The sequence below is a fragment of the Streptomyces sp. NPDC005393 genome (assembly GCF_040606675.1).
In the GTDB taxonomy this organism is placed as follows: Bacteria; Actinomycetota; Actinomycetes; order Streptomycetales; family Streptomycetaceae; genus Streptomyces.
Genome location: NZ_JBEXFG010000050.1, coordinates 1 through 17,880, shown reverse-complemented (window position 1 = coordinate 17,880; position 17,880 = coordinate 1). Strand labels below are relative to the sequence as shown.

16 protein-coding genes and 2 pseudogenes are annotated in these 17,880 nt (G+C 73.9%); 15 read left to right on the top strand and 3 right to left on the bottom strand.

Features of this window, described 5'->3' with window-relative positions; genetic code table 11:
* The first annotated feature begins 24 nt into the window (after positions 1–24).
* The 10 genes from ABZS71_RS29655 to ABZS71_RS29610 all read left to right on the top strand — a co-directional run bounded on the left by ABZS71_RS29655 (position 25) and on the right by ABZS71_RS29610 (position 10,989).
* Positions 25–1,701, top strand: a complete 1,677-nt coding sequence (locus ABZS71_RS29655; RefSeq protein WP_355853331.1) for a carbamoyltransferase C-terminal domain-containing protein — start codon at positions 25–27, stop codon at positions 1,699–1,701.
* Between the two features lie 23 nt (positions 1,702–1,724).
* Complete coding sequence (locus tag ABZS71_RS29650; RefSeq protein ID WP_356214997.1) at positions 1,725–2,783, top strand: glycosyltransferase; 1,059 nt, start codon at positions 1,725–1,727, stop codon at positions 2,781–2,783.
* A gap of 1 nt (position 2,784) precedes the next feature.
* Positions 2,785–3,468 carry an HAD family hydrolase gene (locus ABZS71_RS29645; RefSeq protein WP_356214995.1) on the top strand — a complete coding sequence of 228 codons (684 nt, stop codon included), beginning with the start codon at positions 2,785–2,787 and terminating at the stop codon, positions 3,466–3,468.
* Positions 3,465–4,523 carry a glycosyltransferase family 9 protein gene (locus ABZS71_RS29640; RefSeq protein ID WP_356214993.1) on the top strand — a complete coding sequence of 353 codons (1,059 nt, stop codon included), beginning with the start codon at positions 3,465–3,467 and terminating at the stop codon, positions 4,521–4,523. Before ABZS71_RS29645 ends, ABZS71_RS29640 begins: the two co-directional genes overlap by 4 nt.
* Positions 4,520–5,485, top strand: coding sequence for a glycosyltransferase (locus ABZS71_RS29635; RefSeq protein ID WP_356214991.1), 966 nt, complete (start codon positions 4,520–4,522; stop codon positions 5,483–5,485). Before ABZS71_RS29640 ends, ABZS71_RS29635 begins: the two co-directional genes overlap by 4 nt.
* Positions 5,482–6,726 carry a glycosyltransferase gene (locus tag ABZS71_RS29630; protein ID WP_356214990.1) on the top strand — a complete coding sequence of 415 codons (1,245 nt, stop codon included), beginning with the start codon at positions 5,482–5,484 and terminating at the stop codon, positions 6,724–6,726. The genes ABZS71_RS29635 and ABZS71_RS29630 overlap by 4 nt, the downstream gene beginning before the upstream one ends.
* A 266-nt stretch (positions 6,727–6,992) precedes the next feature.
* Positions 6,993–7,631, top strand: coding sequence for an SIS domain-containing protein (locus ABZS71_RS29625; RefSeq protein ID WP_355853317.1), 639 nt, complete (start codon positions 6,993–6,995; stop codon positions 7,629–7,631).
* Between the two features lie 12 nt (positions 7,632–7,643).
* On the top strand, positions 7,644–9,092 hold the full coding sequence (gene rfaE2 / locus ABZS71_RS29620; RefSeq protein ID WP_356214988.1) for a D-glycero-beta-D-manno-heptose 1-phosphate adenylyltransferase: 1,449 nt from the start codon (positions 7,644–7,646) through the stop codon (positions 9,090–9,092).
* A 50-nt stretch (positions 9,093–9,142) separates the two neighbouring features.
* Positions 9,143–10,171 carry a glycosyltransferase family 9 protein gene (locus tag ABZS71_RS29615; RefSeq protein ID WP_356214986.1) on the top strand — a complete coding sequence of 343 codons (1,029 nt, stop codon included), beginning with the start codon at positions 9,143–9,145 and terminating at the stop codon, positions 10,169–10,171.
* Positions 10,168–10,989 (top strand): SDR family oxidoreductase, encoded by an 822-nt coding sequence (locus ABZS71_RS29610; protein WP_355853304.1) that lies wholly within the window; start codon positions 10,168–10,170, stop codon positions 10,987–10,989. Before ABZS71_RS29615 ends, ABZS71_RS29610 begins: the two co-directional genes overlap by 4 nt.
* A 58-nt stretch (positions 10,990–11,047) precedes the next feature.
* Here the strand turns inward: ABZS71_RS29610 and ABZS71_RS29605 are convergent, their stop codons facing one another.
* Positions 11,048–11,953: a glycosyltransferase gene (locus ABZS71_RS29605; RefSeq protein WP_356214984.1), complete on the bottom strand. Its 906-nt coding sequence runs from the start codon at positions 11,951–11,953 to the stop codon at positions 11,048–11,050.
* A 91-nt stretch (positions 11,954–12,044) separates the two neighbouring features.
* On the opposite strand from ABZS71_RS29605, the pseudogene ABZS71_RS29600 reads away from it, so the two are divergent.
* The 3 genes and pseudogenes from ABZS71_RS29600 to ABZS71_RS29590 form a co-directional block, all read left to right on the top strand.
* Positions 12,045–12,272, top strand: a pseudogene (locus ABZS71_RS29600) (sigma factor-like helix-turn-helix DNA-binding protein); the annotation flags it as partial.
* 130 nt (positions 12,273–12,402) lie between these two features.
* Positions 12,403–12,966 (top strand): DUF2243 domain-containing protein, encoded by a 564-nt coding sequence (locus tag ABZS71_RS29595; protein ID WP_356214982.1) that lies wholly within the window; start codon positions 12,403–12,405, stop codon positions 12,964–12,966.
* 50 nt (positions 12,967–13,016) lie between these two features.
* Positions 13,017–13,751: pseudogene (locus ABZS71_RS29590) on the top strand (cytochrome c oxidase assembly protein); the annotation flags it as partial.
* A 682-nt stretch (positions 13,752–14,433) separates the two neighbouring features.
* Here ABZS71_RS29590 and ABZS71_RS29585 read toward each other — a convergent pair.
* Complete coding sequence (locus ABZS71_RS29585; RefSeq protein ID WP_356214980.1) at positions 14,434–14,673, bottom strand: hypothetical protein; 240 nt, start codon at positions 14,671–14,673, stop codon at positions 14,434–14,436.
* Between the two features lie 186 nt (positions 14,674–14,859).
* Between ABZS71_RS29585 and ABZS71_RS29580 the strand changes: the two genes are divergently transcribed.
* The gene (locus ABZS71_RS29580; protein WP_356214978.1) at positions 14,860–15,615 is read left to right on the top strand and encodes an SDR family oxidoreductase; all 756 of its coding nucleotides are present in this window, start codon (positions 14,860–14,862) and stop codon (positions 15,613–15,615) included.
* A gap of 16 nt (positions 15,616–15,631) precedes the next feature.
* On the opposite strand, the gene gcl is transcribed toward ABZS71_RS29580, so the two are convergent.
* On the bottom strand, positions 15,632–17,425 hold the full coding sequence (gene gcl / locus ABZS71_RS29575) for a glyoxylate carboligase (RefSeq protein WP_356214976.1): 1,794 nt from the start codon (positions 17,423–17,425) through the stop codon (positions 15,632–15,634).
* Positions 17,426–17,579: 154 nt separating this feature from the next.
* Here gcl and ABZS71_RS29570 point away from each other — a divergent pair, with 154 nt between their 5' ends.
* Positions 17,580–17,753 (top strand): GntR family transcriptional regulator, encoded by a 174-nt coding sequence (locus ABZS71_RS29570; RefSeq protein ID WP_356214974.1) that lies wholly within the window; start codon positions 17,580–17,582, stop codon positions 17,751–17,753.
* Positions 17,754–17,880: the final 127 nt, after the last annotated feature.

Here is a 17,880-nt window from a genome sequence, read left to right as displayed (position 1 = left end):
CCCGGGCCGCCGAAAGGCCAGCCCATGCGCATCCTCGGCATCAACGCCCTGTTCCACGACCCGGCCGCCGCCCTGGTGGTCGACGGCCGCACCGTCGCCGCCGCGGAGGAGGAGCGGTTCTCGCGGCGCAAGCACGGCAAACGGCCCGTGCCCTTCTCCGCCTGGGAGCTCCCCGGGAGGTCGGCGGCCTGGTGTCTGGAGCAGGGGGGTCTGCGGCCCCAGGATCTCGACGCCGTCGCCTACTCCTTCGACCCCGCCCTGGCCCGCCCGGCCGACAGCATGGGCCTGGACGACCCCTGGGACCATCTGCGGCTCACCTACGCCCGCCAGGCCCCCGGATTCCTGCGCACCGCCCTGCCGGGGCTCGACCCGGACACCGTGCGGTTCGTCCCCCACCACATCGCGCACGCCGCCTCCAGCGCGCTCGCGGCGCCCGGCGCCGAGACCAGCTCCGTCCTGGTCCTCGACGGCCGGGGCGAGGCCACCTCCCATCTCGCGGCCCGCCGCGTCGGCGACCGGCTGGAGCCGCTCCACGGCCAGGAGCTGCCCCACTCCCTCGGTCTGGTGTACGAGGAGCTCACGGAGCATCTGGGCTTTCTGCGGTCCTGTGACGAGTACAAGGTGATGGCCCTGGCCTCATATGGCACCCCGCGGATGCTGCCCTGCTTGCGGCGGTACGTGTACGCCACGGGCGACGGCGGCTTCCATGCCGCGGGGGTGCCCTGGCACGAGCTGTGCTCCCCGCTGCGCTCCGGCGAGGCGTGGTCGCAGGCGCACGCCGATCTGGCGGCGAGTGCCCAGGCGTGCCTGGAGGAGACGCTGCTCGACCTGGTCCGCTGGCTGCACGGGCGCACCCATGACAGCGTGCTGACCCTGGCCGGGGGAGTGGCGCTCAACTGCGTCGCGAACTCCCGTATCGCCCGGGAGGGCCCGTTCGACCGGGTCTGGGTCCAGCCCGCCGCCGGGGACGCGGGCACCGCGCTCGGAGGCGCGCTCTACCTCGCCGCGGAGGCCGGCGACCGGCCCGCGCCGATGACCGGTGCCGACCTCGGGCGCCGCTGGTCGGAGGCCGAGCTGGAGGCATGGCTGAAGACGGCCGCTGTGCCGTTCGAGCGCCCGGCCGATGTCGCCGAGACGGTGGCCGGGGCCCTCGCGGACGACGCGATCGTCGCGTGGTTCCAGGGGCGCTCCGAGTACGGGCCGCGGGCGCTGGGCCACCGCTCCCTGCTCGCCCACCCCGGCCGGTCGGGGAATCTGGAGCGGCTCAACGACGTCAAGGGGCGGGAGCAGTTCCGGCCGGTCGCGCCGATGGTGCTCGCCGACCGCGCGGCCGAGATCTTCGACGGCCCGCTGCCCAGCCCGTACATGCTGTTCGTGCACGATGTCCGGCCGGCGTGGCGGGAGCGCATCCCGGCCGTCGTGCACGTGGACGGCACGGCCCGCATCCAGACCGTCGACCCCGGCGCGGAGCCGCTGGTGGCGCGGATGCTGGGGGCGTTCGAGCGACTCACCGGCCTGCCCGTGGTCGTCAACACCAGCCTCAACACCTCGGGCCGGCCCATGGTCGACGACCCGCGCGACGCGCTGGAGTGCTTCGGCTCGGCGCCCGTCGACGTCCTGGCCATCGGGCCGTTCGTGATCCGGCGCGGCGCCTTCTTCGCGGGCGGCCGGCCGGATACGGCCACGGCCCAAGGGGCGTAGCGAGCACGGAGGAGGACCCAGGAATGAAGGACGAAGGACAGCCGGCGCCCGCACCCGAGTACGCCGTCGTCATTCCCACCGTGCTCCGCTCCAGCCTCTCCGTGTGCCTGCGGGCGCTCGCCGACGCGCGGGGGCCCCGCCTCCGCAGGATCGTGCTCGTCGTCGACTGTCCGCTCGACGACTGCACCGGGCTGCCCCTGGTGATCCCCGAGGGGCTCCGTGACGCGGTGGAGACCGTCCCCGGGCCCGCCGCGGGCCCCGCCGCCGCGCGCAACACCGGGTGGCGGTCCGTGGGCGAGGAGTGGATCGTCTTCCTCGACGACGATGTCGTACCCGGCCCCACCTGGGCGGCCGACCTCGCCGCCGACCTCGCGGCGGCGAGCGCCGGCACGGCCGGCGTCCAGGCGCGTATCACCGTCCCCCTCCCACGGGACCGCAGGCCCACCGACTGGGAGCGCACGACCGCCGGGCTCGCCACCGCCCGCTGGATCACCGCCGACATGGCGTACCGGCGGGCCGCGCTGGAGGCCGTCGGCGGCTTCGACGAGCGTTTCCCGCGCGCCTTCCGCGAGGACGCCGACCTGGCCCTGCGGATCATGGCCGCTGGCTGGACGCTGACCCGGGGCTCACGCCGTACGACCCACCCGGTGCGGCCGACCGACCGCTGGGTGTCGGTGCGCACGCAGGCGGGGAACGCCGACGACGTGCTGATGACCAGGATGCACGGGCGTGGCTGGTGGGCCAGGGCGGGCGCCCCGCGCGGTCGGCTGCCGCGGCACCTGGCGGTCGCCGCGGCCGGGGCCGCCGCCCTCGTCGGCGCTGCGACGGGCCGGCGCCGGGTGGCCGCGGGCTGCGCGGCGCTGTGGCTGGCGGGCACGGCCGAGTTCGCCCGGGCCCGGATACGCCCGGGCCCGGGGACGCGGAGCGAGATCGCCACGATGGCGGTCACCAGTGCCCTCATCCCGCCCGTGGCCGCGGCTCACTGGCTGGCCGGGCTGGTGCGCCACCGAGCGGTGGCCGCCGCGGGCCGGACCATGCCCGATCAGAGAGATCGCACATATGTAGCGTTTTGTCGCGTTTAGTATGCGGTCTGCGGGAGACTCGGGGTCCGTGTTCACCACAGCAGTCCCTTGGGCCCCACCCGTCGCTGGAGGGGAGCCGTGGCTGTTCACCCCGGGTGTGCGGCGCGGCCCCTGCGGCGGTCCGGCTGTGCCCCTCAGCCTTCCCGGCCTTCCCGAGGCGGTGCTCTTCGACCGGGACGGCACGCTCGTCCACGACATCCCGTACAACGGTGACCCGGACCGCGTGCGGCTCATGCCGGGCGCGAGGGCCGCGGTCGACGCCGTACGGGCCCGGGGCCTGCCCGTGGGTGTGGTCACCAATCAGTCGGGCGTCGCCCGTGGCCTGCTCACCCGCCGTGCGGTCGAGGCCGTGCGAGAGCGCCTGGAGAAACTGCTCGGGCCCCTCGACGTCTGGGCCGTGTGCCCCCATGGCCCCGCCGACGGCTGCGCCTGCCGCAAGCCGTCCCCCGGGCTGATCCAGGCCGCCTGCGCCGCGCTGGGCGTCGAGCCGCGCCGGACCGCGGTGCTCGGCGACATCGGCGCGGACCTGGCGGCGGCGCGCGCCGCCGGCGCGCGCGGGGTGCTCATCCCCACCCCGATGACCCGTCCGCGGGAGATCGCCGCCGCTGAACGGACCGCGCCGGACCTGCTGACCGCGGCGCGCGGCCTGCTGCGCGCCTCCGCCGGCCCCGGAGGTGACCATTGACCAGCAGCCTCCTCACCGGGCCCCGCACCCTGGTCGTACGCCTCGACAGCGCGGGAGACGTGCTGCTCGCGGGGCCCGCCGTACGCGCCGTCGCCGCCGGCTCCGCCTCCACCGCGATGCTGTGCGGCCCGCTCGGCGAGCCGGCCGCCCGGCTGCTGCCCGGCGTCGACGAGGTGCTCGTCCACGACGCGCCCTGGGTGGGTTTCTCGGCACCGCCCGTCCGGCGCGAGACCGCCGACGCCCTCGTGGACTCCCTCGCCGCCCGCCGCTTCGACCGCGCCCTGATCCTCTCCTCGTACCACCAGAGCCCGCTGCCGGCGGCCCTGCTGCTCAAGCTCGCCGGAATCCCCTGGACGGCCGCCGACAGCGAGCACTACCCCGGCACCCTGCTCGATCTGCGGCACCGGCGGGCGCCGCACCACCACGAGGCGCGCGCCGCGCTCGACCTCGCGGAGGCGGCCGGGTTCGCCCTCCCGCCCGGCGACGAGGGAGCCCTGCGCCTGACCGCGCTGCCCGACACGGCCCCGCTCACCGGGAGCGACCCCTATGTGGTCGTCCACCCCGGCGCCGCCGTACCGGCCCGCGCCTGGAGCCCCGGGCGGGCCGCCCGGGCGGTCGCCGCGCTGGACGAGGCGGGCCACCGTGTGGTGGTCACCGGCAGCCCGGCCGAGAAGGAGCTGACGGCCGATGTCGCCGACGGCATCGCGCTCGATCTCGGCGGACGCACCGGCTTCCCCGAGCTCGCCGGAGTCCTCGCGGGCGCCGGCGTCGTGGTCACCGGCAACACGGGGCCCTCCCATCTGTCCGCCGCCGTCGGCACCCCGGTCGTCTGTCTGTTCGCGCCCGTCGTGCCCGCCGAGCGGTGGGCCCCCTACCGCGTCCCGCACCGCCTCCTCGGCCGCCAGGACGCGCCGTGCGCGGGCAGCCGCGCCCGCGTCTGCCCGGTACCGGGCCACCCGTGTCTCGACTCCGTGACCGACACCGACGTGCTCGCCGCGGTGGACTCGCTGCTGGCGTGCCGAGCCCGCGACGACCGTCCGGAGGCGACGGCATGAACATTCTTCTCTGGCATGTGCACGGCTCCTGGACCACGGCCTTCGTCCAGGGCCCGCACCGCTACCTGGTGCCCGTCCTCCCCGGCCGGGGGCCGGACGGGCGCGGCCGGGCCCGGACCTTCTCCTGGCCCGAGTCCGTCACCGAGATCACGCCCGAGGGACTGCGGGACGCCCCGGTGGACCTCGTCGTCCTCCAGCGGCCGCACGAGGCAGGACTCGCCGAGCGCTGGCTCGGCGGCCGGCGCCCCGGGGGTGATGTGCCCGCCGTCTATCTGGAGCACAACGCCCCGGACGGGAACGTCCCCGAAACCCGTCACCCGTGCGCCGGCCGGGACGACCTCACGCTGGTCCATGTCACCCACTTCAACCGGCTCTTCTGGGACAGCGGCCCCACACCCACAGCCGTCATCGAGCACGGCGTCGTCGACCCCGGACACCTGTACACCGGGCAGCTCGCCCGCGCCGCCGTCGTCGTCAACGAGCCGGTACGGCGCGGCCGTTACACCGGAACCGACCTGCTGCCCGCCCTGAGCGAGGCGGCGCCCCTCGACGTCTTCGGCATGGGCACCGAAGGGCTCGCCGAGCACCTCGGCCTGCCGCCCGGACGCTGCCACGCCCAGGACCTGCCCCAGGCCGCTCTGCACCCCGCCATGGCGCGCCGCCGTCTGTATCTGCACCCCGTCCGCTGGACCTCGCTGGGGCTCTCCCTCCTGGAGGCCATGCACCTGGGCATGCCCGTCGTGGCCCTGGCCACCACCGAGGCCGTCGAGGCGGTACCCGCCGGCGCCGGTGCGCTCTCCACCCGGCCCGAGGTCCTCGCCCGCGCGGCACACGCCTATCTGCACGACCCGGACGCGGCGGCCGAGGACGGGGCGCGGGCCCGCCGGGCGGCGCTTGACCGGTACGGACTCAAGCGCTTCCTCGACGACTGGGAGCGGCTGATCGAGGAGGTGGCCCGATGATCCCGCGTCGCGACCAGGCCGAATCGCTGGTCATCGCGCTCGTCTCGGAGCACGCCAGCCCGCTCGCCGCGCTCGGCGGCGTGGACGCCGGGGGCCAGAACGTCCATGTCGCCCGGCTTGCGGGAGCGCTCGCCGACCGCGGCCACCGCGTCCGCGTCTACACCCGCCGCGACGCACCGGACCTGCCGGCGAGCGTACGGCTGCGCGCGGGCGTCGAGGTGCGGCATGTCCCCGCGGGTCCGGCCCGGGCGCTGCCCAAGGACGAACTCCTGCCGTACATGCCGCAGTTCGGCGCGTATCTGGAGCGCGAGTGGCGGCACACGCCGCCCGACCTGGTGCATTCCCACTTCTGGATGTCCGGAGTCGCCTCACTCCAGGCGGCCCGCGCGCTCGCACTGCCGCTCGCGCACACGTATCACGCGCTCGGCACCGTCAAACGGCGCCACCAGCAGGACGCCGACAGCAGCCCCCCGGAGCGGATCGCCTGGGAGACGGCGGTCGGCGAGGGCTGCGACCTCATCATCGCCACCTGCCGCGACGAGGTCGACGAACTGGCCGCCATGGGCCTCGGCCACCGGCAGATCACGGTCGTGCCCTGCGGCGTCGACCCCCAGCTGTGCACCCCGCGCGGACCGGCCGCGCCCCGCTCGACCCGCCGGCCTCTGCTGGTCCAGCTCGGGCGGCTGGTGCGGCGCAAGGGGGCCGGCGTGTCCATCGCCGCCCTCGCCCTGCTGCCGGACGCCGAACTCGTCATCGCCGGAGGCCCCCCGCCCGCCCGCCTGGACCAGGACCCGGAGGCCAGGCGGCTGCGTGCCCTCGCCCACCACCTGGGGGTCGCCGACCGGGTCCGCTTCACCGGCGGTCTGCCGCCCGAGCGGGTGCCGAGCCTGTTCCGCGCCGCCGACATCGTCCTGTGCCCCGCCGACTACGAACCCTTCGGGATCGTCCCCCTGGAGGCCATGAGCTGCGGAACGCCCGTCGTCGCCACCGCCGTCGGCGGCCAACGCGACACCGTGGCCGACCCCGGCACCGGCCGCCTCGTCCCGCCGCGCGACCCGGTCGCCCTGGCCGAGGCCGCCGCGGGGCTCCTCGCCCGCCCCGAGCTGCGTGCCGCCTGCGGCGCCGCGGGCCGCCGCCGCGTCCTGACCCGCTACAGCTGGGACCGGGTCGCCGCGGCCACCGAGGATGTCTACCGCGACGTACTGGCACGCCACCCGGCAGCCGTCACAGGAGCGGCATGAACTCCCCACCGGCCGACTCCCCACCGACCTCTCGGCGAGTGAGGGGAAGGGGCGTGTCGCTGTCGAAAAGGAGAGCGCGCGCAGGCCCTGGGGTTCCGTCTCGCTGTGGGGTGCCCGCCCGGCGAGTGAGCCGAAGGGGCGCGTCGCTGTCGAAAGGGAGAGCGCGCGGAGGCCGCGAGGAACGAGTGGCCGAGCACGGTCGACTGTCGACAGTGGCTTGAGCGCCCCGGAGGCGAACCGAGCCCAAAAAGAAAGGGGTGACAGCCATGACCGACACACTCCGCACCGCCCACGCCCACTGCCAGGCGCTCCAGGACGCCCTGGTCCGCTTCCGAGAACACGGCCTGGAGCAGGTCGCCGAGTGGGGCCGGCACCTCGCCGCCACCCTCCCCGTCGGCGGCCGGCTGCTCGCCGCGGGCAACGGCGGCAGCGCCGCCCAGGCCCAGCACCTCACCGCCGAACTCGTCGGGCGCTACCACCGCGAGCGGCCCGCGTACTCGGCCATCGCCCTGCACGCCGACACCTCCAGCACCACCGCCATTGGCAACGACTACGGCTTCGAGGAGCTGTACGCCCGTCAGGTCGCCGCCCACGGCAGGCCCGGCGATGTGCTGATGCTCCTGTCCACGTCCGGGCGCAGCCCCAACCTGCTGGCCGCCGCCGACACCGGCCGGGCCGCCGGACTGCGCGTATGGGCCATGACCGGCCCGCGCCCCAATCCGCTCGCCCTCCGCGCCGACGAGGCCCTGTGCATCAGCTCCGGCTCCACCGCGACCATCCAGGAATCGCACCTGGTCGCCCTCCATCTGCTCTGCGAGAGCTTCGACGCGGCCGCGGACGACGCCGAGCCCCTGACCACCGGCCGGGCGGTCGCTCCGGCTCCGGGCCCGTACCCGTCCCCCTGACCGGAGGTAGCCATGACCGCCGCCCAGCGACCGCTCGTCGTCGTCGGTGACGCCTTGCTGGACCAGGACATCGACGGCGAGGCCACCCGCTTGGCGCCCGACGCCCCGGCGCCCGTCGTCGACGTGCTCTCCGACCGCAGCAGGCCCGGGGGAGCCGGGCTCGCCGCCTTCCTGGCCGCGCGCGAGGGACGCGAGGTGGTCCTGGTCACCGCCCTGGGCGACGACGCCGCCGGCCGGACCGTACGGGACGCCCTGGCGCCGCATGTCGAGCTCGTGGAACTGCCGCTGGAGGGCACCCTTCCGGTCAAGACCCGGGTCCGCGCCGCGGGCCGGCCGCTCGTCCGCGTCGACCGTGGCGGCGGCACCCCCGGCCGTGCCGGGCCGGCCGTGGTCGCCGCGCTCCGTGCGGCCCGCGCCGTGCTGGTCGCCGACTACGGCCGCGGCATCGCCGCGGCCCTGCGCCCGTACCTCGGCGAGGCCGCGCGCCATGTGCCCGTCGTCTGGGACCCGCACCCGCGGGGCCCGGAGCCCGTCGCCGGCGTACGGCTCGCCACGCCCAACGCCGCCGAGGCCCGGGACCTCGCCCCGGCCGGCCGGTACGGCGACGCGGGCGAGGCCGACTCCCTGCACGCCCACGGCAGCCGCGGCGCCCGGCTCGCGGAGCGCTGGCGGGCCGCGGCCGTCGCCGTCACGCTCGGCGAGCGCGGCGCGATCCTCACCCTCCCGCACAGCGACAACCCCATGTACGTCCCCGTGTCCCGACGCGTCGAGGGCGACTCCTGCGGCGCCGGGGACTGCTTCGCCGCGACCGCCGCCGGAGCCCTGGCCGACGGCGGGCTCCCCGAGGAGGCGGTCCAGCTGGCCGTCGCCCGGTCCGCCGCGTTCGTCGCGGCGGGCGGCGCCGGAAACGCGGACCTGTGGGAGACCCGCGGCGGCGCCGGGGGACAGGGCACGCGCGAGCCCCGCCCCACCGACGCGTACGCCCTCGCCGGCGCCGTCCGCGCCCGGGGCGGCACAGTCGTCGCCACCGGCGGGTGTTTCGACCTGCTCCACGCCGGCCACGTCGGCCTGCTGCAGAACGCCCGCCGCACCGGGGATTGCCTCATCGTCTGCGTCAACTCCGACGCCTCGGTCGGCCGCCTCAAAGGCCCCGGCCGCCCGATCAACCCGGTGGCCGACCGGATACGCGTCCTGTCCGGACTGGGCTGCGTGGACGCCGTCGCCGTCTTCGACGAGGACACCCCGGAGGCGCTGCTGCGGCGGCTGCGCCCAGATGTGTGGGTCAAGGGCGGCGACTACAGTGCCGACACCCTGCCCGAGGCCGCCGTGCTGCGCGAGTGGGACGGCCAGGCCCTCGTCCTTCCGTACCTCGACGGGCGCTCCACCACCGAACTCGCCCGCCGGGCCGCCCTCGCCCCCGTATCCCTCCCCGGCCACGCCCCGCTCCGGGCCGACCGATGACGCGGCGCACGGACGCCGTCCCACTGACGCGGCGCACGGACGCCGTCGCGATGACGGACGCCGTCCCCCCGCGTCTCCTCGTCCTGCGCGCTCTCGGGTTCGGCGATCTGCTCACCGCCGTCCCCGCCCTGCGGGCGCTGCGCCGGGCGTACCCCGGCCACCAGCTGCTGCTGGCCGCACCCGCCCGGATGGCGGAAGCAGCCAGAGCGACGGGAGCCGTCGACCGGCTGCTCCCCACGTCCGCACCCGGCCGGACCGTCCCCGGGCGGATCGACTGGGCAGGGCCGCCCCCCGATGTCGCGGTGGACCTGCACGGCAACGGCCCGCCCAGCCATCTGCTGCTGCGCGCTCTGCGCCCCGCCCGGCTGCTGGCCTACGCGCACCCCGGCACGCCGGACATCCCCGGGCCCGGATGGCGCGACGACGAGCACGAGGGGGCCCGCTGGTGCCGGCTGCTGTCCTGGTACGGAATCCGGGCCGACCCTCGGGACCTGCGGATTCCCGCGCCCGAGCGGCCCTCGCCCGCGCCCGGCGCCGTGGTGCTCCACCCCGGCGCGGACGCCGCGGCCCGCCGCTGGCCCGCGGACCGCTTCGCGGCCGTGGGCGGCGCGCTGCGCGCGGCCGGGCATCGCGTCGTCGTCACGGCGGGCGCCGGGGAGGCGCGGTCGGCGCACGCGGTGGCCCGGGGCGCCGGGCTGCCCCGGTCTGCCGTGCTCGGAGGCGACGCCGATGTGCCGTTCGCCGTACTGGCCGCGCTCGTCGCCCGCGCCCGCGCCGTGGTCGTCGGCGACACCGGTCTGGCCCATCTGGCGACCGCTCTCGGCACCCCCTCGGTCGTGCTGTTCGGCCCGGTGGCCCCCCGGCTGTGGGGGCCGCCGCGCAGCGCGCTCCACCGCGCGCTGTGGCGCCCGGACGGCGACGCCCCGCGGCCGGGGGACGCCCATGGGGACGTCCCGGACGAGCGGCTGCTGCGGATCACGGTGGCCGACGTGCTGGAGGCGGTGGAGCGGCTCCCCGAGCCCGGCCCCCGCCGCGAGCACCGTCCGCATCCCGGCACTCTCACCGGAGTCGAAGGATGAACACCCACCACCACCCCGGACCTGCCACCTCCGCCGGTGTCGCCGTCGTCACCGGCGCGGACTCCGGCATCGGCCGCGCCACGGCCGTACGGCTGGCCGCCCGGGGGATGGACGTCGGCATCACCTGGTACAGCGACCGGGAGGGAGCCGAGGGGACGGCGGCCGAGGTCCGGGAGGCCGGCCGCCGGGCAGCCGTCGAGCGGATGGACCTCACCGGTCTCCCGGGCGCCGCCGACACGATCGACCGACTGGCCGACGCTCTCGGCCGCCTCGACGTCCTGGTCAACAACGCCGGCACCGGAACCCTCACCCCGTTTCTCGACCTCGACCTCACCACCGTTCAACAGGTCGTCGATGTCGACCTCATCGGCCCGCTCCTGTGCGGGCAGCGCGCCGCCCGCCGCATGATCCGCCAGGGCGGGGGCGGCAGCATCGTCAATGTCACCAGCGTCCACGAGCATCAGCCGCGCGTCGGCGCCGCGCCCTACTGCGCCGCGAAAGGCGGACTCGGCCTGCTCACCCAGGTGATGGCCCTGGAGCTGGCCGAGCACGGGATCCGGGTCAACGCGGTCGCGCCGGGCGAGATCGCCACACCGATGACGGGGCAGGAGGACATCGATGTGCGAGCCCAGCACCGGCCGGGGGTGCCGCTGGGGCGGCCCGGCGACGCCCGGGAAGTCGCCGCCGTGATCGCCTTCCTCGCGAGCCCGGACGCCGGCTACGTCACCGGGGCCTCCTGGGCCGTGGACGGCGGCATGCTCCGCATGGGCCCGATGGCCGGGTCCCATCTGGAAAGCGATGCCTGGCGCCGGGTCTGAGCCCCGGTGCGCCGCCTCCCGTACCACGGCCCGTCCGCCTCACCCGGCGCGGCCCGGGTCACGGCCCGGACGTTCCGTGTCCCTCCATGCGCTGCACGGCCCTCTCGACATGCGGCGGCAGCGGACGGCGCAGCCGTAGCGCGGCCGGGAGCCGGGCGCATACCTGCCGCAGGGCGCTGCGCGCCACCGGGTCCCGGCGGGCCTCGACAAGGAGTCCGGCGGTGTGCCTGGCCGCGAGCGGGAGCGGGCGCCGCAGCCAGTAGCCCAGCAGCTCATTGCGGCGCATGATGGCACTCCGGCCCTCGCGCTGCGTCGAGGCCGGGTGGTGGTGGGCGACCACCTCCGGGCAGTACGCGACGCCCCAGCCGCTCGCCGCGAGGTCGTAGGCGAGCATCGTCTCCTCCCCGCCGAAGAAGATCACCGGATGGAACCCGCCCGCCTGCAGATACGCGCTGCGGCGGACCACGGACGCGCAGGCGAGGAAGCCGAAGACCTCCGGACCCGGGAGGTCGTCGGCCCAGCCGGCGGTGGACGCGGCCAGCGCGGCGTTGATCGGATCGGGGCGCTCGTCCGGACCGACGCGGACCTGGGCCGCCAGAAGGCCGAGGCGCGGATGGTCGCTCAGGACGCGGGCGGCCCGGGCCAGCGCGCCGGGTCGCCACCACGAGTCGTCGTCGCAGAAGGCGATGTACGGCACCTTCATGGCGCGTACTCCGTCATTGCGGGCGAGCGCCCCGCGGTTGCCGGAGAGCGCCAGGACGCGCACCTCGGGGAAGCGGTCGGCGATCATGGCTCTGGTGTGGTCGGTCGAGCCGTTGTCCACGACGAGGACCGGCGGCCGCTCCGGCAGGGCCGTCATATGCTCCAGGGTGGTGGCGAGCGACTCGGCGCGGTCGCGGGTGGCGATGACCACTCCGACGGCGGGTTCCGGCGCCGTCACGTCCTCGGGAGAGTTGCTGCGCACTGCATCGGGGTACCCCGAACGCGAACTGCGCATGTGTGGCAGAGGGGTGATCGCGGTGGCGCGGGAGGGGCGGTGGCCCAGGAGGGGCGGCAGCTTCAGGACGCTCTCCCTGGATGCCGAACTGCCGGGCGCGGACGACTGCTACTCGCTGGTCGACACCATCGGCTCGGCGGAACCGGCCTACGAGCGGGTCATCCAGGGCGAATCCCTCAAGCCGCGGCTGCGGGAACTGCCCGCTCGGGAGCGGGAGATCCTGTACCTGCGCTTCTTCTGCGACGAGACGCAGAGCCGGATCGCCGACCGGCTCGGCATCTCCCGGAATAGGCCATCCGGACCACGGCCGGGCGGTGAAGTTCCGCTCGTGCCCGTGACCGCACCGCCCCAGCCGGGAAACGCGTCCTGACCAGAGGTTCACGGACTCAAGGACTCCGACGGGACGGAGAACACGGATGGCCACCACGGCGGGCCAGGCCCAGGACGGCAGGGCACCCAGGAACATCCAGCTGCCCGGCATCGTGCTGGGGGTGGGACTCGGCGGATTCGTCGACGGCATCCTGCTGCACCAGCTCCTGCAGTGGCACCACATGCTCACCAGCACCAACCACGATCACATCGGGGTGAAGTACTACTCCCCGCACACCGTTTCCGGCCTGGAGATGAACACCGTGTGGGACGGCATCTTCCACGCCGTGTGCTGGATCTCCGTCCTGCTGGGCCTTGCCATCCTGTACTCCCGCGTCACCCACAACCGCCGCCGGGTATGGACCTCGCGCGTGCTGTGGGGATGGATCCTGGCCGGCTGGGGCATCTTCAACCTCGTCGAAGGCGTACTGGACCACCACATCCTCGGTATCCACCACGTCCATGGCGGCCCGCGGCAGCTCTGGTGGGACATCGGCTTCCTCGTCCTGGGGGCGCTGCTGCTCGCCGGTGGCTATCTGCTCCAGCGCGGCGGCCGGCCCTTCGACCCCGAGGCCCCCGACGCCTCCGGGCGGGCGGGGCGGGCCGCCTGATGACCGGCCACATCCACACCGGACACCGCCACAGCGCCGGCAGCGGCACGATGGAGGTACTGCTGCCCGCGCTCGTGCTGCTGGCGATCGCCGCCGCCTACCTCCTGCTGGCTCACCGAGCCCACCGCGCCCATCCGACCCGGGGCTGGAGGCAGTGGCGGACGGTGAGCTTCCTGACCGGAGTCGCCCTGCTGGCCGCGGGGCTGCTCCCGCCCCTCGCGCCCTTCGCACACGAGGACTTCCGCGGCCACATGGCCCAGCACATGCTCATCGGCATGTACGCCCCCCTGGCACTCGTGCTGGGCGCCCCCGTCACCCTCCTGCTGCGCACCCTGCCCGCCGCCCGTGGCCGGCAGCTGACCACCGTGCTGCGCAGCCGACCCGCCGGGCTGCTGGCCCACTGGGCCACCGCCCTGTCGCTGAGCACGGGAAGCCTGGCGGTGCTCTACTTCACGCCCCTCTACAACGTGGCCATGAGCCGGCCTGTACCGCACTGGCTGCTGCACGCCCACTTCCTGCTCTCGGGCTGCCTGTTCGCCTACGTCATCGCCGGCCCCGACCCCGCCCCACGGCGGCCCGGCGTCCGCACGCGGCTGGTCATCCTCGGGATCGCCATCGCGGCCCATGCCGCGATCTCGCAGCTGATGTACGGCGGCTTCCGCACCGATATCCACGCCCCCGTCGCCCAGGTCCAGGGTGGCGCGGAGATCATGTACTACGGCGGCGACATCGCCGAACTCCTGCTGGCCGCCGCCCTCGTCGCCACCTGGCGCCCCGACCGCCGCCATGCCCCCATGCGCCCCCGGATGCGTGGCATCCGGGGGCGCGAGGGGAGCGCCGTAGCTCGGCGACCGCGGTCGCCGGCGCTCCTTCAGGGGTCAGCCGCCGATGAGGTTGGTGCAGGTGCCGCCGACGTTGATGTCACCGGTCGGGCCGTCCGCGCCGAGCTGAGTGTTCTCGCCGGTGGCGGCGTCACAATCGTTGATCTGGAAAATGAAGCCGCCGAAGCCACCGGTGCCGGCGCCGGAGCCGGTGCCACCGTAGGCGGACGCGCCGCCGGCCCCGACCAGCACCGCCGTGGCGGCCGCTGCGGTCAGAAGAGCTGCCTTCTTCACCATGCGCATGTGATTCCTCCGAATGAGTCGCTGTGAGAGCACTGACGATCCGATTTAACGAAGAAGACGTGCCGGTAGTCGGGGAACCGCGCCGGAGGTTAACTCGTCCGGTGTACTGGTGTGGTCCTTCCGGTGCCGCAGCCGGTTACCGTGGATCATGAGAGCGGCATCGAAAGGTCTGTCGCGTGGTCGTCCTCGGGATCGCGCCGAACTCCTGCTGGCCGCCGCCCTCGTCGCCACCTGGCGCCCCGACCGCCGCCATGCCCCCACGCGCCCCCGGACGCGTGGCATCCGGGGGCGCGAGGGGAGCGCCGTAGCTCGGCGACCGCGGTCGCCGACGCTCCTTCAGGGGTCAGCCGCCGATGAGGTTGGTGCAGTTGGAGCCGACGTTGATGTCACCGGTCGGGGCGACTCCGCCGAGCTGAGTGTTGGCGCCGGTGGCGGCGTCACACTCGTTGATCTGGAAAATGAAGCCGCCGAAGCCACCGGTGCCGGCGCCGGAGCCGGTGCCACCGTAGGCGGACGCGCCGCCCGCCCCGACCAGCACCGCCGTGGCGGCCGCTGCGGTCAGAAGAGCTGCCTTCTTCACCATGCGCATGTGATTCCTCCGAATGAGTCGCTGCGAAAGCACTGACGATCCGATTTAACGAAGAAGACGTGCCAGTAGTCGGGGAACCGCGCCGGAGGTTAACTCGTCCGGCGGACCTGGTGTGGTCCTTCCGGTGCCGCAGCCGTTACCGTGGATCATGAGAGCCGCAGCCGCATCGAAGGGGATGTCGTGAAGATTGTCGTCATCGGTGGCACCGGCCTGATCGGCTCCACACTCGTGCGCACGCTTGCCGAACACGGCCATGACGCGATCCCGGCGTCACCACGCTCGGGTGTCAATACGCTCACGGGCGAAGGGCTTGCCGAGGCGCTGCAGGGCGCGCAGGTCGTGGTCGATGTGTCGAATTCGCCGTCGTTCGCCGACGACGCGGTGATGGAATTCTTCCGGACCTCGACCGCGAACCTGCTGGAGGCCGAGACCGAGGCGGGAGTCGGACACCATGTCGCCCTGTCGGTCGTCGGAACCGAGCGGCTCGTCGAGAGCGGCTATTTCCGCGCGAAGATGGCGCAGGAGAATCTCATCGAGGAATCGGGCGTGCCGTACTCGATCATCCGTGCGACGCAGTTCTTCGAGTTCGTCGAAAGCATCGCCCAAGGAGCCACCGACGGCACCACAGTGCGCCTGTCGTCGGCACGCATTCAGCCGATCGCGGCCGCCGACGTCGCCGGCGCGGTGGGACGTACCGCTGTGGCCGCGCCGCTCAACGGCACCGTCGAGGTCGCGGGTCCCGAGCAGTTCGGCCTCGACGAGCTGATCCGCGAGGGCCTGGCCCACCGTGACGACCCGCGCGAGGTCGTCACGGACCCCGAGGCGCGCTACTTCGGAGTCCCGCTTGAGGAGCGCACCCTGCTGCCCGGGGACGGCGCGCTGCTGTCCGACACCCGCTTCGCGGACTGGCTTGCTCGGACCCCGTCGGCGAAGTAGCCCGAACCGCCGGGGCTCAGTCGAGGCCGGTGCGGATCGCTGTGGGTGCGTGGCCGGGGCGGGTGGCGAGTTCCTCGAACTCGGTGACGTTGTCGAGTTCGGTGCCCATGGCGACGTTGGTGACGCGTTCGAGGATGATCTCGACGATCACCGGCACCCGGTACTCGGCCATGAGCTTCTTGGCCTCCTCCAGCGCGGGTGCGATGCGCTCGGGTTCGAGGACGCGGAGGGCCTTGCAGCCCAGTCCTTCGGCGACCTTGACGTGGTCGACGCCGTAGCCGCCGACCTCGGGGGCATTGGCGTTGTCGAAATTGGCGTTGTCGAAGGACAGCTGGACGCAGTAGTCCATGTCGAAGCCGCGTTGGGCCTGGCGGATCAGGCCCAGATAGGCGTTGTTGACGACGACATGGAGGTACGGGATCTGGAACTGCGCCCCGACGGCGAGCTCTTCGATCATGAACTGGAAGTCGTAGTCGCCGGAGAGGGCGACGACGGCGGCGTCCGGATCCGCCGTCGCGACACCCAGGGCGGCGGGGACGGTCCAGCCGAGCGGCCCGGCCTGGCCGGCGTTGATCCAGTGGCGCGGCCGGTAGACATGCAGCATTTGGGCCGCCTGGATCTGGGAGAGGCCGATGGTGGAGACATATCGTGTGTCGCGGCCGAACGCCTTGTTCATCTCCTCATAGACCCGCTGCGGTTTCACCGGCACCTGGTCGAAGTGGGTCCTGCGGAGCATCGACGCCTTGCGCTGTCGGCAGCTGTCGGCCCAGGCCCAGCGGTCCTTGAGCGCTCCGGTCCCCTTGAGCTCCCGGGCGGCCTGGACGAACAGTTCGAGGGCGGCCTTGGCGTCGGAGACGATGCCCAGATCAGGGGCGAAGACCCGGCCGATCTGGGTGGGCTCGATGTCCACATGGACGAAGGTCCGGCCACGGGTGTAGGTGGCGAGTCCGCCGGTGTGGCGGTTGGCCCAGCGGTTGCCGATGCCCAGGACGAAGTCGGACTCCAGCAGCGTGGCATTGCCGTAGCGGTGGGAGGTCTGGAGGCCGGCCATGCCGGCCATCAGGGGATGGTCGTCGGGGATGGTGCCCCAGCCCATCAAAGTGGGCACGACCGGCACCCCGGTCACCTCGGCGAATTCCACGAGCAGATCGGCGGCGTCGGCGTTGATGATGCCGCCGCCCGCCACCAGCAGCGGCCGCTCGGATGCCTGGAGCAGGGATGTCGCCTTGTCGATCTGCGCCCGGGTGGCGGCCGGCTGGTAGACGGGGAGCGGGGCGTAGGTGTCCGGGTCGAACGCGATCTCGGCCATCTGGACGTCGATGGGCAGGTCGATGAGGACCGGTCCGGGGCGGCCGGAGCGCATGAGGTGGAAGGCCTGCTGGAACGCGCCGGGCACCTGGGCGGGTTCGAGGACGGTCATGGCCATCTTGGTCAGCGGTCCGGCGATGGAGGCGATGTCGACCGCCTGGAAGTCCTCCTTGTGCAGCTTGGCCACGGGCGCCTGGCCGGTGACGCACAGGATCGGGACGGAGTCCGCGGCGGCCGAGTAGAGACCGGTGATCATGTCGGTGCCGGCGGGGCCGCTGGTACCCACGCACACGCCGATGTTCCCGGCCTCGGCACGGGTGTAGCCCTCGGCCATGTGCGAGGCGCCCTCGACATGCCGGGCGAGGATGTGGGTCAGGCAACCGTCGCCGCGCATCGCGGCGTAGAAGGGGTTGATCGCCGCACCGGGGAGGCCGAAGACATGGCTGACGCCTTCACGCTTCAGGATCTCCACCGCTGCCCGAGCCGCGGTCATACGCGCCATCAGAATCTCCTGTCGATGAGTCACCGCTGGTCTCGACGCCGAGCTGAACTTCTGCGATGCGGATAGTATTTTCTGCATCGCGGAAGCGCGCAACCCCTCCGTGGGGCGGCGCAGGCTGTATACAGCGCGGAGTGCGCCGTGGCGGAGGAGAGGGATGGCCCGGGCGACTGGCAAGAGCGAGGCGGTCTACGACCGGCTCAAGAGGGACATCGAGACCCTGCGACTCACGCCGGGAGCGAAGCTGAGCGAGGTACAGCTCGGCGAGGAGCTGGGGGCGTCGCGCACCCCCGTGCGGGAGGCGATCCGGCGGCTGGCGCGGGAGGGCTAACAACTGATGCGTGATTCATCAGTGAACCTCAGTCTGGTGAAGCTTTCCGAGTGGGCGGTACGCAACGGCGTGCATTACCAGACCGCGTGGACGTGGGCGAAAGAGGGCCGCATGCCGGTCCCGGTGC

What these genes read in the sequence shown, in the direction of transcription:
- ABZS71_RS29655 (WP_355853331.1), top strand. Translation starts at nt 25, where the DNA reads ATGCGCATCCTCGGCATCAACGCCCTGTTCCACGACCCGGCCGCCGCC.
- ABZS71_RS29650 (WP_356214997.1), top strand. Translation starts at nt 1,725, where the DNA reads ATGAAGGACGAAGGACAGCCGGCGCCCGCACCCGAGTACGCCGTCGTC.
- ABZS71_RS29645 (WP_356214995.1), top strand. Translation starts at nt 2,785, where the DNA reads ATGCGGTCTGCGGGAGACTCGGGGTCCGTGTTCACCACAGCAGTCCCT.
- ABZS71_RS29635 (WP_356214991.1), top strand. Translation starts at nt 4,520, where the DNA reads ATGAACATTCTTCTCTGGCATGTGCACGGCTCCTGGACCACGGCCTTC.
- ABZS71_RS29630 (WP_356214990.1), top strand. Translation starts at nt 5,482, where the DNA reads ATGATCCCGCGTCGCGACCAGGCCGAATCGCTGGTCATCGCGCTCGTC.
- ABZS71_RS29625 (WP_355853317.1), top strand. Translation starts at nt 6,993, where the DNA reads ATGACCGACACACTCCGCACCGCCCACGCCCACTGCCAGGCGCTCCAG.
- rfaE2 (WP_356214988.1), top strand. Translation starts at nt 7,644, where the DNA reads ATGACCGCCGCCCAGCGACCGCTCGTCGTCGTCGGTGACGCCTTGCTG.
- ABZS71_RS29615 (WP_356214986.1), top strand. Translation starts at nt 9,143, where the DNA reads ATGACGGACGCCGTCCCCCCGCGTCTCCTCGTCCTGCGCGCTCTCGGG.
- ABZS71_RS29610 (WP_355853304.1), top strand. Translation starts at nt 10,168, where the DNA reads ATGAACACCCACCACCACCCCGGACCTGCCACCTCCGCCGGTGTCGCC.
- ABZS71_RS29595 (WP_356214982.1), top strand. Translation starts at nt 12,403, where the DNA reads ATGGCCACCACGGCGGGCCAGGCCCAGGACGGCAGGGCACCCAGGAAC.
- ABZS71_RS29585 (WP_356214980.1), bottom strand. Translation starts at nt 14,673, where the DNA reads ATGGTGAAGAAGGCAGCTCTTCTGACCGCAGCGGCCGCCACGGCGGTG.
- gcl (WP_356214976.1), bottom strand. Translation starts at nt 17,425, where the DNA reads ATGGCGCGTATGACCGCGGCTCGGGCAGCGGTGGAGATCCTGAAGCGT.
- ABZS71_RS29570 (WP_356214974.1), top strand. Translation starts at nt 17,580, where the DNA reads ATGGCCCGGGCGACTGGCAAGAGCGAGGCGGTCTACGACCGGCTCAAG.